This is a genomic window from Streptomyces sp. NRRL S-340 (assembly GCF_000720185.1).
Taxonomy (GTDB): Bacteria; Actinomycetota; Actinomycetes; order Streptomycetales; family Streptomycetaceae; genus Streptomyces.
Map to the genome: position 1 here is coordinate 68313 of NZ_JOIY01000013.1, position 12899 is coordinate 81211.

The window sequence follows — 12899 nt, forward strand, 5'->3', positions numbered from 1 at the left end:
CACGATCGCACGGCTGGGGACGGAAGTCATGCACGAATCCACATCGCGGCGCGGCGGGACGGCGCGGCGCACGGTTCTGGCGGCGGGGCTGGGCGCGGGGGCGCTGTCCGCGCTCGGCCAGGGCCCCTCGGCGGCGGCCACCGCGGGAACGGCCACGGCGCAGGGCACCTTCACCGGCCCCGCCGCACACGAACGGCTGGACGCCGACTGGTTCGCCCGTCCGGCCCGGGCGGTACGCCCCAGGTTCCGCTGGTGGTGGCCGGACGGGCTGATCGACCCCGACGAGGTCGCCCGCGAGATCGACCAGATGGCCGACGCCGGTTTCGGCGGGGCCGAGATCGCCGCCGTCCACCACAGCATCAGCGACAAGTCCGTCCTGGACACCGCCCGCCACGGCTGGGGCAGCCGGCCCTGGCGCGACGGGGTGGAGGCGGCGCTGCGCCGGGCCGCGCGCCGCGGGCTGACCATCGACATCACCCTGGGCCCGAGCTGGCCCACCGCCGTCCCCGGGGTCCGGCCCGACGACGAGGCCGCCGCCAAGGAACTGGCCCACGGACGCGCCGGCCTCGCCGCCGGGGCGACCTTCGACGGCCCGGTCCCGGCGCCGGTCCGCGCGCCCGCGTCCTCCGTCACCCGGCAGCGGCTGCTCGCCGTGCAGGCGGCCCGGGTGAACCCGGCCAACTCCACCCGCAAGGAGACGGGTCTGGACGCCGGCTCCGTGACCGACCTGACCGCTCTGGTCAGCGACGGCACCCTCACCTGGACGGCGCCCGCCGACGGCGACTGGGTGGTGCTCTCGTACTGGCAGCGCGGCTCCGGCGGGCAGCCGGAGTCGGGACCGCACTCCTCCCCCGCCGCGTACGTCGTCGACCACTTCAGTCCGGCCGGCACCGCCGCGATCACCGGCTACTGGGAACGCGACCTGCTCACGCCCGCCGTCCGGCAGTTGCTCAAGGCGGCGGGCGGGGCCTTCTTCGAGGACTCCATCGAACTGGAGACCGACGGCCTGCAGTGGACGCCCGGCCTGCCCGAGGCCTTCGAGGAGCACACCGGCCGGCCGCTCCTGCCGTACCTCCCGGCGATCGTGCTGGACAGGAGCAACCAGGTCTTCGCCTTCGAGGAGGAACTGACCCGGCAGATCCGGCACGACTTCTGGGAGACCGTCTCGGTCCTGTTCAACCGGCACCACGTGAGCGCGCTGCGCGACTGGGCGCACGGCCTCGGCATGTCGCTGCGCGCGCAGCCCTACGGTCTGCAGACCGACGCCATCGCCTCCGCAGCGCTGCTCGACATCCCCGAGGGCGAGTCGCTCGGCTTCAAGAACCTGGACGATCACCGCTGCCTGGCCGGCGGCCGGGACATGGCCGGGCACCAGGTGCTGTCCTGTGAGGCGGGCGCCTACGCCGGGACGGCGTACAGCACCACCTGGGACCGGATCCTGCGCACCATGGGCGGGGCGTACGCGGCGGGCGTCAACCAGACGGTCCTGCACGGCTTCTCCTACGCCACCGCGCCGGGCACCGCCTGGCCCGGTTTCGCCGCGTTCAGCCCCTACAACGGCACCCCCGGCTACGGCGAGTCGTGGGGACCGCGCCAGCCCACGTGGCGGCACGCCGAGGACGTCGCCGGTTACCTGGGGCGCGTGCACCGCGTGCTCCGCGCGGGCACCGCCCGGGCGGACGTGGCCGTGTTCCGGCAGACCGGCTACTCCGCCACCGGGATCGGCGCGTCCTGGTTCACCTCGACCGGGGTGCCGCTGGGCTGGACGCACCAGTTCCTGAGCGGACCGCTGCTCGACCTGCCGAACGCGACGGTGCGGGACGGCCGGCTCGCCCCGGACGGTCCCGCCTACAAGGCCCTGTTCCTGGAGGGCGACTTCTTCTACGGCTCCTCCCCCACGCTGGCCCTCGCCCACGCGCGCAAGCTGCTGGAGTTCGCCGAGGCGGGCCTGCCGACCGTGGTGCTCGGCGCCTTCGACCAAGCGCTCACACCGGGGGTGCCCGCGCCCGGGGAGACGGCCGCGCTGCGGGACGTGATGGCCCGGCTGTTCGCCCTGCCTCACGTTCGGCGGGTCGCCGACAAGGCCCTCGTCGGCGACGCCCTCGCCGGCCTCGGGGTACGGCCCGACGTACGCCACGCCCTGCCGTCCACGCTCCTGAACGCCCACCGGGCCACCGACGAGGCGGACTTCTACTACCTGTGCAACGGCAAGCACGCCGAGACCGTCAAGCCGCCCGTCGCCCGCGTCGACCACGAGGTGACGCTGCGCCGCACCCGGGGCCGCGGGACCGTGCCCTACGTGCTGGACGCGTGGAGCGGGAAGGCGGTCCGCCTGGCCCGGTACACGGAGGACGGCGACGGGGTCACGCTGCGGGTCGCCCTGGAGCCCGGCGAGACGCTGATCGTCTCCCTGGCCCGGCCGGGGGCGTTCGGGGACCGGCACGGCGACCGGCCGCACGTGGTGGCCACCGACGCCGACGGGGCGCTGTTCACCGGGGACGGCCTGGTCGTCCGGTCGGGCACCGCGGGCACCCGCACCACCCGGCTCTCCCAGGGACGTACGGTCCTCACGCGGTTCGCCTCGGTGCCCGCTGCGGTCACGCCCGACCGGTGGGAGCTGGAGGTGGAGGACTGGCGGCCCGGGGCCCGCGCGACGGACACCGCCGTCACCCGGCACCGGCTGGCCCTGGACGAACTCCTGCCCTGGTCCCTGATCCCGGAACTCGCCGACGTGACCGGCGTCGGCCGCTACCGCACCACGGTGTCCCTGCCCGGCTCCTGGGACGAGGGCACGGGCGCACTGCTGGAACTGGGGCAGGTGAGCGACACCTGCCGGGTCGCCGTCAACGGCAGGGCGCTGGACCCGGTGGACCGGCTGCACCCGGTGCTCGACCTCGGTCCGTGGCTGCGCCCCGGCCGCAACACGCTGGAGATCGAGGTCGCCACGCCTTTGCTGAACCGGCTGCGGGTCGCCCGGCCCGCCGTGTTCGCCGCCGCCGCCCGCCAGGCTTACGGACTCCTCGGACCGGTGCGCCTGGTGCCGTACCGGCAGGAGCGGGTGCGCTGACAGGCCCTGCCGGCGCGGCGCCCCCGGTCCCGCCGGGGGCCTCGGCCGCCCCCGCTCCGGCCCGCGCCCCCGCTCCGCCTGCGGATGCGTGCCCCGGACGGGCGGGCCATGCTGGAAGGGAACCACGCCGTGAAGGAGTACGCGATGAGCATGATGGACAAGCTCAAGGGGCTGCTCAAGGGGCACGAGGAGCAGACCGGCAAGGGGATCGACAAGGGCGGTGACTACATCGACGAACGCACCCAGGGCAAGTACCGAGGCCAGGTGGACACGGCTCAGGACAGGCTCCGGGAGCAGCTCGGCGACCAGGACCGGGGTACCGGCACCGACCAGCCGCCGCGCTGACCCGCTCTCACCCTCTGAGGACGTTCATCACCGTTGACGGCCGGGGCGGCGGCGCCCTGTCAGGGGACGCGGGCGACGCCGGCGTAGATGCCGCTGCCCTCCGGCCGCGGCGCCGGGGACTGCTTGAACCACTCGGTGGCCGTCACCAGGCCCGGCTCGACGAGTTCCAGGCCGTCGAAGAAGTGCGATACCCCCGCGCGGGTGCGGAAGCCGAGGCGGATGCCGCCCTTGGCGTACTCGGCGGTGACCTGCTCCGCCAGTTCCGGATAGAGGTCCGAGGCGGCGTGCGACAGGACGAGGTAGCTGCCCGGGGGGAGGGCGGCGCGCAGCTCGCGGACGATGCCGTGGGCCACCTCGTCGTCGGGGATGAAGTGCATCAGCGCGATCAGCGAGAGGACGACGGGACGCTCGAAGTCCAGTATCTCGCGAGCGTGTTCGAGGATCTGGGCCGGGCGGCGCACATCGGCCTCGATGTAGTCGGTGACCCCCTCGGGGTGGCTGACCAGCAGCGCTTCGGCGTGCCGCAGCACGATCGGATCGTTGTCGGTGTACACGATCTTGGCGGTCGGGACGGCGCGCTGCACGATCTGGTGCAGGTTCGGCTCCGTCGGGATGCCCGTGCCGACGTCGAGGAACTGGTCCAGGCCGCGTGAGGCGAGCCAGGCCGCGGCGCGGTTCATGAAGGCGCGGTTCTGCCGGGCGGCGTCGTGGGCCTCGGGAGGCAGCTTGCGGCCGACCGCCTCGTCGACGGGGTAGTTGTCCTTGCCGCCGAGCAGCCAGTCGTACACCCGGGCCGGGTGGGCCTTGCTGGTGTCTATCTGCGGGGACGGCAGGTCGGGGGTTCCGGTCGCCATGGCGGACTCCGTCGTGCGAGTGGATCAGGCGGGAGGTCGATCACCGCAGTCTCGCACACTGTCTCCCCTGCCCGTAAGCGAGTTGGGGGCGCCGCCGTGAGGCCGGGGCGGTCAGGCCGGGGCGGGTCGCGTTCCGTACACCCGGTGCGGTTCGGCGTCGGCCCATTTGACGTCCAGGCCGAGACCGGGCCTGGTCGTGTCCGGCCGCAGGGCACCGCCGTCCGGTGAGAGGGTGCCGTCGAACACCAGGTGCTCGAAGCGGACATGGTCGTGGAAGTACTCCAGGTGCCGCAGCCGCCGCACGGCGCAGAAGGCGTGGGCGGAGACGGCGGGGGCGCAGTGCGCGGAGAGGTCGAGGTCCCGGGCCGCGGCGAGTCCGCCGGTCTCCAGGACCGCGGTGACGCCGCCGCAGCGGGTGACGTCCGCCTGGAGGCAGTCCACCGCGCCCCCCTCGACGAGGTTGACGAAGTCGCGGCTGGTGTACGCGTACTCCCCGGCAGTGATCTCCAGTCGTGCCGGCCCGTGCTCCCGCAGGCTCCGCAGCCCCTCGATGTCCGCGGAGCTGACCGGCTCCTCGAACCACCGTACGTCCCACTCCTCGTGGAACCGGCGGGCCCAGTACAGGGCCTCCTTGCGGCCCAGCGCGCCGTTGGCGTCGGTGAACAGTTCGGGGCCCTCCCCGATCGCCCGGCGCACCGCGGCCAGCCGCCGCGGGTCGCTCTCGGGGTCGCGGGAGGTCTTGAGCTTGACCCGGGGGATGCCCTGCTCGACCCAGCCTGCGAGCTGGTCGGCGAGGCGCTGCGGGGGATAGTTGGTGAAGCCGCCGCTGCCGTAGACCGGGACCCGGTCGTGGTAGGCGGGCAGGAGGTGGACCAGGGGCAGTTCCAGCAGCCGTGCCTTGAGGTCCCACAGGGCGATGTCGGCGGCGGAGACCGCCATGGCGCCCACGCCGGGACGGCCCGCGTTGCGGATCCGCCGGCCCATCAGCTCCCGCAGGGCCGGCGGCGAGGAGGGGTCCCGGCCCGTCAGCAGCGGGGCGAGGGTGCCGGACAGGAAGGCGGCGACCGACACGTCCCCGTAGGTGTAACCGAGGCCGGTCCGGCCGCCCGCGTGCACCCGGACGAGCACCATGGTGGTGGAGTCCCACTCCAGGGTGCCGTCCTGCTCGGTGCCGCCGGGCCCGTCGGTGGGCAGTTCGAAGGCGTGGACGTCGACGGCGTCGATCCGCGCACACTCCATGGCTGACTCCTTCGACGACGGCACTGCCGTCCTGCGTGTGACCCGGGAGCCGGGTGCGTAAACGGCACGGCGGTGCCGGTCACCTCGGCGGCCCCCGGGGGGACGCGGTGGAACGGGCCGGCCGACACACCGGTGGATCACTCCTGGGGCGGAACCTGCGCGGCAGGCGGGGGAAGTCCTGCATGGACGACTCGCGCAGCGGGTCCCAATGAAGCACTCGTGCGCCTGCCCCGACCCGTCCTGGACGCCGGGCGCAGCCGTCCACCGATGGGAAACCCGCCGTGCAGACCTCTACCAGCGTCCCGGGACGCGGTGCCCGCCGCACCCTGCCCTCCCGGCGCTCCGGCACGTCCGAGGACCAGGAACTGGTGTACCGGATGGCCTCCTGCCCGCCCGGACCGCAGCGTGCGGCCCTGCGTGAGCAGGCCATCCGCGCGTTCCTGCCGATGGCGCGCAGGATCGCACGCCGGCACAGCACGCACGCCGAGGGCGAGGAGGACCTCTACCAGGTCGCCTGCATGGGCCTGGTCAAGGCGGTGGACCGGTTCGACCCCCGGCGGGGGCACGCCTTCCTGTCGTACGCGGTGCCGACCGTGGACGGCGAGGTGCGGCGCCATCTGCGCGACTGCGCGTGGGACCTGCGGGTCCCCCGGGCCCTGCAGGACAAGCACCGGCGGTTGAGGGCGGCCCAGGAGACGCTGCGCCGTTCGGGGCACGGCGACGGCGGCAGCGCGGCGGAGCTGGCCCGGGCGACCGGGATGGCCGGGGAGGACGTCCGGCTGGCGCTCCAGGTGGAGGGCGCCCGGCGCCCGGCGTCGCTGGACGAGGAGCGCGGGTTCGGCCGCGCCGGGCCGCTGGCCGAGACGCTCGGCGCCGAGGATCCCGCACTGGACCGGGTCACCGACCGGGTGGCGCTGCGGGATGTGCTGCGCGCCCTGCCGGCCCGGGAACGCCGGGTGCTGTGCCTGTACTTCCTGGAGTCGCTGACGCAGCAGCAGGTGGCCCAGGCGGTGGGCCTGTCCCAGATGCACGTGTCCCGGCTGATCGCGCAGAGCTGCGCGCGGCTGCGGGACCGTCTGGCGGAGCGGTGAGGCCCGGCGCCGGCACGGTCGGGCGCACGCCCCACGAGGTGAGACGCGGCGCCGGCACCCCCGGGCGGGCGCCCGGACAGGTGAGGCCCGGCGCCGGCACCCTCGGGCGGCCCGGGCCGGTCAGGTGTCGCGCCGGGGCGCGGGCGCCCGCGCGCACGGGGCGTTGCACCACCCGGCTGACGCCTGTTTACGCCCACCGGCGGGCGGTCACTCCCCCGCTCCCGCCGCGGAACCCGAGGTGATCCATGCGTGTCCTGCTCGTCCATCCCAGTGCCCTGATGTACTCGGAGATCTTCCTCCGGCTGGAGCCGCTCGGTCTGGAGCGGGTGGCCGCCGCGGCCCGTGACGCCGGGCACGAGGTGCGGGTGGTCGACCTCCAGGTGCTGCGCCACCGGGACCTGCGCCGCGTCGTGCTCTCCTTCCGGCCGCAGGCGGTCGGCTTCGGGCTGAACTACCTGGCGAACATCCCGGAGGCCATCGGCCTGGCGGGCGCCGTCAAGCAGGCGCTGCCGGAGTGTTTCGTCTTCTTCGGCGGGCACAGCGTCTCCTTCGTCGCCGACGACGTGCTGCGCCAGGCGGGCGGCGCCGTCGACGCCGTCGTGCGGGGCGAGGGGGAACCGGCCATGGCGCCGCTGCTGCGGGCGGTGCGCGACGGCGGCCTCCAGGAGGTCCCCGGCATCGTCACCACCGCGGGGCACGGCCCGGCGCCGCTCATGATGCACGGCATCGACGAACCGCGCCCGGCCCGGGACCTGATGCGCCACCGCCGCCGCTACTTCATCGGCGAACTGGACCCCTGCGCGTCGGTCGAGTTCACCCGCGGCTGCCCCTGGGACTGCTCCTTCTGCTCCGCGTGGACCTTCTACGGCCGCAGTTACCGCAAGGCGAGCCCGCGCGCCGCCGCGGACGAACTGGCCTCCATCGCCGAGCCGAACGTGTTCATCGTCGACGACGTCGCCTTCATCCGGCCCGAGCACGGTGACGCCATCGCCGCCGAGCTGGAACGCCGCCGGGTCCGCAAGCAGTACTACCTGGAGACCCGCGCCGACGTGCTGCTGCGCAACACCGAGGTGTTCGAGCGCTGGACACGGCTGGGCCTGCGGTACATGTTTCTGGGCATGGAGGCCCTCGACGCCGAGGGCCTGGACCTGTTCCGCAAGCGCATCGACCCCGACGACAACTTGCGGGCGCTGCGGACCGCGCGGCGGCTCGGCATCAACGTGGCCATCAACCTCATCGTCGACCCGGCCTGGGACGAGGAGCGTTTCCGTCTGGTGCGCGAGTTCGCCCTGTCGGTCCCGGAGATCGTGCACCTGACGGTGATGACCCCCTACCCGGGCACGGAGATCTGGCACACCGAGGCCCGGCGGCTCACCACCCGGGACTACCGCCTGTTCGACATCCAGCACGCCGTGGTCCCCACCACCCTGCCGCTGCCCCGCTTCTACGAGGAGCTGGTGCGCACCCAGTCCGTCATCAACCGCAAGCACCTGGGGCTGCGCACCGCGTTCGGCGCGGCCCGGATCCTGGCCGGCCGGCTGGCGCACGGCCAGACCAACTTCGCCCGGATGCTGTGGAAGTTCAACCGCGTGTACAACCCGCAGCGCCAGCTCGCCGACCACCGCCGCCGCGTCCGCTACCAGTTGCCGCTCCCGCCCGGGGTCCCGGTCGGCGACCGGCGGGAGCTGTACATCCACACCAAGCCGGTGCCGCGTTCGGGACCGGGGGCCGCCCGTCCCCTCGACGGCCCGGCCGACCGGACCCCGTGAGGCGCGTGGAGGGCGTTCATGTCACACACACATCCCGGCGTGGGGGCGTCGCGCAGGAGCCCGCGTCCGGCCCGGCCCAGTACCGGTGAACGGATCCGGGACTACCTGACCACGACCGACCACAAGAAGATCGGCAACCTGTACCTGGTCACCGCGTTCGGCTTCTTCCTGGCCGCGGGCATCATGGCGATGCTGATGCGGGCCGAGCTGGCGCGTCCGGGACTGCAGTTCCTGGACGAGAACCAGTACAACCAGCTGTTCACCATGCACGGCACGATCATGATGCTGCTGTTCGCCACCCCGACGTTCGCCGGGTTCTCCAACGCGATCATGCCGCTGCAGATCGGTGCCCCCGATGTCGCCTTCCCCCGGCTCAACGCGCTGACCTACTGGTTCTTCCTGTTCGGCGGGCTCACGGTGCTGTCCGGTTTCCTGGTCGACGAGGGCGCGGCCCCGTTCGGCTGGTTCGCCTACGCCCCGCTCAACAGCGCCGAGCACAGCCCGGGGCACGGCGGTGACCTGTGGGCCCTGGGCCTGGCGATCGCGGGTCTGAGCACCACGCTCGGCGCCGTCAACTTCATCGCCACGATCCTGTGCCTGCGGGCGCCGGGCATGACGATGTTCCGGATGCCGATCTTCACCTGGAACGTGCTGTTCACCTCGATCCTGGCGCTGCTGGCCTTCCCGGTGTTCACGGCGCTGCTGCTGGCGCTGGAGGCGGACCGCAAGTTCGGCGCGCACATCTACGATCCCGCCAACGGCGGTTCCCTGCTGTGGCAGCACCTGTTCTGGTTCTTCGGCCACCCGGAGGTCTACATCGTGGCGCTGCCGTTCTTCGGCGTGGTCACGGAGATCATCCCGGTCTTCAGCCGCAAACCGGTCTTCGGATACGTCGGCATGGTGGGGGCGACGATCGCGATCACCATGCTGTCGGCCACGGTGTGGGCCCACCACATGTTCGCCACCGGCGGGGTGCTGCTGCCGTTCTTCTCCCTGCTGTCGTTCCTGATCGCCATTCCCACGGGGGTGAAGTTCTTCAACTGGATCGGCACCATGTGGAAGGGCAGTCTCTCCTTCGAGACGCCGATGCTGTGGTCGATGGGGTTCATGGTCACCTTCCTGCTCGGCGGGCTCAGCGGTGTCCTCATCGCCTCCCCGCCGCTGGACTTCCACCTCACCGACAGCTACTTCATCGTGGCCCACCTGCACTACGTGCTCTTCGGGACGATCGTCTTCGCGACGTTCGGCGGGCTCTACTTCTGGTGGCCCAAGATCACCGGCACGCTGCTGGACGAGCGGCTCGGCAGGATCCACTTCTGGACGCTGTTCGTCGGCTTCCAGACGACCTTCCTCGTCCAGCACTGGCTCGGCGAGATGGGCATGCCCCGGCGCTACGCCGACTACCTCGCGGCCGACGGGTTCACGGCGCTGAACACCGTGTCCTCGATCGGCGCGTTCCTGATCGGCCTGTCCACGCTGCCCTTCCTGTACAACGTGTGGAGGACGAGCCGGGACGGCACGCGGGTGGAGGTGGACGACCCGTGGGGGTTCGGCCGCTCGCTGGAGTGGGCGACGTCCTGTCCCCCGCCCCGGCACAACTTCACCGCGCTGCCCCGCATCCGGTCCGACTCCCCCGCCTTCGACCTGCACCATCCGGACATGCTGCGCGAGTTGCCGGCGTCCGGGCACGGCACCGTGGAGCCCACACCCGACACCCTGGGGACGCAGAGCGAATGAAATCCGAGACCTACCTCTTCGCCGGCGTGGCCGTGTTCTTCCTGCTCACCGACGTGGCCTACATCTGGTTCGCGCGGGAGCCGGCGGGCATCGCCGCCCTGACGGTGTCCTGCTTCATGGCGTCCGTGATCGCCTTCTTCTGCCTCGTCAACCACCGGCGCAAGGGCGAACGTCCCGAGGACCGGCCGACGGGTGAGATCCACGAGCGCAGCGGCCGGGTCGACTTCTTCCCGCCGCACAGCGGGCACCCGGTCATCACCGCGGCGGCGGTCACCATCTGCGCCCTCGGCATCATCTACGGGTTCTGGCTCTTCATGATCGGCATCGGTGTCCTCGCGGTGGGGCTGATCGGCATGGTGCTCGCCTATGTGGGGCGTCAGGACGGCTGACCTCCCTGGCCGCGCGGTGAAGGTGCCGTCATCCTGCTCGCGCGAGAATTCGGGATAAAAGGTGCATAAGTCACTCCGACGGGGGAACCCTTGCATAAGGCAAAGGAACCCCCTTTTGGAGAGGAGACGACAGAAATGTCGTATCCACATCGCTCCAGTGACGTGGGCGCCCATCCGGAGATGATGGGCTCGCATCCCGAGATGGCGGAGATGCGGGAACGGCTCGAGCGCACCGCATCGAGCGCCCCGGCGATCGCCATAGAAGGCCTGGTCGTCCTGGCCGGCCTCTACGCCGCGATCTCACCGTGGGTCGTGCACTTCGCGATCCAGCCCGCCATCACCGTCAACAACCTGATCGTCGGCATCACCATCGGCGTGATCGGGCTCGGCCTGGCGCTGGCCCCGGAACGCATGTTCCGGCTGGCGTGGGCGCTCGTGCCGCTCGGCGTGTGGCTGTTCATCTCCCCGTGGGTGGTCACCCTCACACACGGCGCGCGGGCGGGCATCATCTGGAACAACTGCTGGGTCGGTGCGGTGACCGCCGCGCTGGGTCTGGCGGCCATGGGACTGACGATCGGCGTGGCACGCCGGGGCCGTACCCACCAGCGTTGACACACCACCAACCCACCGCTGACACAAGGAAGCGCGCCGTGCCCGCACACCCCGTACGGGCACGGCGCGCTGTCACTCGCGGGAGGAACCGGCGCCGCCCGCCACCGGATCGGCCGTACGCCCGCCGATCTGGAGGCGTTCCTCCGCCGTGGTCGGCATGTCCACGCGCTCGCCGTAGTACCAGGCGCTGAGCGAGGCCTGCAGGCGGTGGCGCAGCGGGGCTCCGGGCCCCGGGTGATTCAGCGGCAGCGGGATCTCCCTGACCAGGAGCTTGTAGCGGTGCCGCGGGTCGATGCCCTCGTGGCGCTCCGACATGCCGCCGGGCAGGTCCTGGTACACCACACCCGTCTCCTCGCCCTCCTGGAGCAGGTGCCGTTCGTGCCGCTGCAGCGCCAGGCAGACCCGCCTGGTGATCAGGTAGGCGAGGACGGGCGCCAGGAAGAACGCCACCCGGAAGATCCAGGTGAGCCCGTTGACGGAGATCCTGAAGGTGACCGCGAGCACGTCGTTGCCCCCGGCCAGCAGCAGGACGGCGTACCAGACGACCGCGGCGACGCCGAGTGCGGTGCGCACGGGCCGGTCACGCGGACGGTCGCACAGGTGGTGCTCCACCAGGTCGGCGGTGATCCAGCGTTCGAAGAACGGATAGCTGTAGAGCACGAGGAACAGCAGGGCCGGGAGCACCACCGCGGGCAGCAGGACGTTCCACATGAAGGTGTGCCCGGCGACGTTCCACTCCACGCCGGGCATCAGCCGCAGCGCCCCCTCCAGGAACCCTACGTACCAGTCCGGCTGGGCGTCGGTGGACACCTGGTCGGGGATGTAGGGGCCGAAGTTCCAGATCGGGTTGATCTGCGCGATGCCCCCCATGACGGCGAGCACGCCGAAGACCATCAGCGACAGGCCGGCCGACTTGCCGATGAAGGACGGGAACATGGGCTGCCCGACCACGTTGCGGTTGGTCTTGCCCGGCTCCGACCACTGGGTGTGTTTCAGGTACACGACCATGAACAGGTGCAGGGTGATCAGGGCGATCAGCAGACCGGGCACGAACAGGACGTGCACGATGTACAGCCGCCTGATGATCGCCTGCCCCGGGAACGGGCCGCCCCAGGCGAAGAACGCGAGGTAGGTGCCGACCACCGGGATCGACTGCACGATGGAGTTGGCGGTGCGCAGGCCCGTGCCGGACAGCAGGTCGTCCGGGAGGGAGTAGCCGCAGAAGCCCTCCAGGAGGGACAGCAGGAACAGGGTCACGCCCACGAACCAGTTGATCTCCCGGGGTCTGCGGAAGGCGCCCGTGAAGAAGATCCTCAGCATGTGAACCCCGATGGCCGACACGAAGACCAGCGCGGCCCAGTGGTGCATCTGGCGCATCAGGAGTCCGCCGCGCACCCCGAAACTCAGGTCGAGGGTCGTCTCGTACGCCTTGGAGACCAGTACGCCCCGCAGCGGGGCGTACTGCCCGTGGTAGGGCACCTCGGCCAGGCTGGGATCGAAGAAGAGCGTCAGGAAGCTCCCGGTGAGCACCAGCACGGCGAAGCCGTACAGCGCGATCTCGCCCAGCAGGAAGCTCCAGTGGTCGGGGAAGGCCTTGCGCAGCACCTGCCCGGCCAGTTCCGAGACCGGTGCCCTGCGGTCCGCGACGACGTACGCCTGGAACGCGGCCTGCCGCGCCCTCGCCTCCACCCGTTCCCTGCGCCGCCGCATCAGCACGCCCGCATCACGCTCCTTTACGCGTCGTTACGTGTCACGTGGGTCTCCGGCGTCCGCCGGGCGGCCCCGGTGGCGCGGCG

At 72.0% G+C, this 12899-nt stretch carries 10 protein-coding genes; 7 read left to right on the forward strand and 3 right to left on the reverse strand.

The annotated features are described in order from the left end of the window. Window positions 1–28: 28 nt before the first annotated feature. Window positions 29–3067 carry a glycosyl hydrolase gene (locus IG64_RS12585; protein ID WP_037855101.1) on the forward strand — a complete coding sequence of 1013 codons (3039 nt, stop codon included), beginning with the start codon at window positions 29–31 and terminating at the stop codon, window positions 3065–3067. A 144-nt stretch (window positions 3068–3211) separates the two neighbouring features. Next, complete coding sequence (locus IG64_RS12590) at window positions 3212–3412, forward strand: antitoxin (RefSeq protein WP_037855187.1); 201 nt, start codon at window positions 3212–3214, stop codon at window positions 3410–3412. A gap of 59 nt (window positions 3413–3471) precedes the next feature. Here the strand turns inward: IG64_RS12590 and IG64_RS12595 are convergent, their stop codons facing one another. After that, the gene (locus IG64_RS12595; RefSeq protein ID WP_037855103.1) at window positions 3472–4266 is read right to left on the reverse strand and encodes an SAM-dependent methyltransferase; all 795 of its coding nucleotides are present in this window, start codon (window positions 4264–4266) and stop codon (window positions 3472–3474) included. 111 nt (window positions 4267–4377) lie between these two features. Continuing rightward, complete coding sequence (locus IG64_RS12600; RefSeq protein ID WP_051812761.1) at window positions 4378–5505, reverse strand: enolase C-terminal domain-like protein; 1128 nt, start codon at window positions 5503–5505, stop codon at window positions 4378–4380. A 281-nt stretch (window positions 5506–5786) separates the two neighbouring features. On the opposite strand from IG64_RS12600, the gene IG64_RS12605 reads away from it, so the two are divergent. From IG64_RS12605 to IG64_RS12625, 5 genes are all read left to right on the forward strand, one after another. Beyond that, window positions 5787–6596, forward strand: a complete 810-nt coding sequence (locus IG64_RS12605) for a sigma-70 family RNA polymerase sigma factor (protein ID WP_051812763.1) — start codon at window positions 5787–5789, stop codon at window positions 6594–6596. A 245-nt stretch (window positions 6597–6841) separates the two neighbouring features. Beyond that, on the forward strand, window positions 6842–8365 hold the full coding sequence (gene hpnR / locus IG64_RS12610; protein ID WP_037855106.1) for a hopanoid C-3 methylase HpnR: 1524 nt from the start codon (window positions 6842–6844) through the stop codon (window positions 8363–8365). 18 nt (window positions 8366–8383) lie between these two features. Next, a complete protein-coding gene (gene ctaD, locus IG64_RS12615; protein ID WP_037855108.1) occupies window positions 8384–10102 on the forward strand; it encodes a cytochrome c oxidase subunit I in 1719 nt (572 codons plus the stop codon). Next, window positions 10099–10491, forward strand: a complete 393-nt coding sequence (locus IG64_RS12620; RefSeq protein ID WP_037855109.1) for a cytochrome c oxidase subunit 4 — start codon at window positions 10099–10101, stop codon at window positions 10489–10491. The genes ctaD and IG64_RS12620 overlap by 4 nt, the downstream gene beginning before the upstream one ends. Before the next feature lie 135 nt (window positions 10492–10626). Continuing rightward, window positions 10627–11103: an SPW repeat protein gene (locus IG64_RS12625; RefSeq protein ID WP_199811577.1), complete on the forward strand. Its 477-nt coding sequence runs from the start codon at window positions 10627–10629 to the stop codon at window positions 11101–11103. Between the two features lie 72 nt (window positions 11104–11175). On the opposite strand, the gene IG64_RS12630 is transcribed toward IG64_RS12625, so the two are convergent. Next, the gene (locus tag IG64_RS12630) at window positions 11176–12813 is read right to left on the reverse strand and encodes a ubiquinol-cytochrome c reductase cytochrome b subunit (protein ID WP_051812779.1); all 1638 of its coding nucleotides are present in this window, start codon (window positions 12811–12813) and stop codon (window positions 11176–11178) included. Between the last annotated feature and the right edge of the window lie 86 nt (window positions 12814–12899).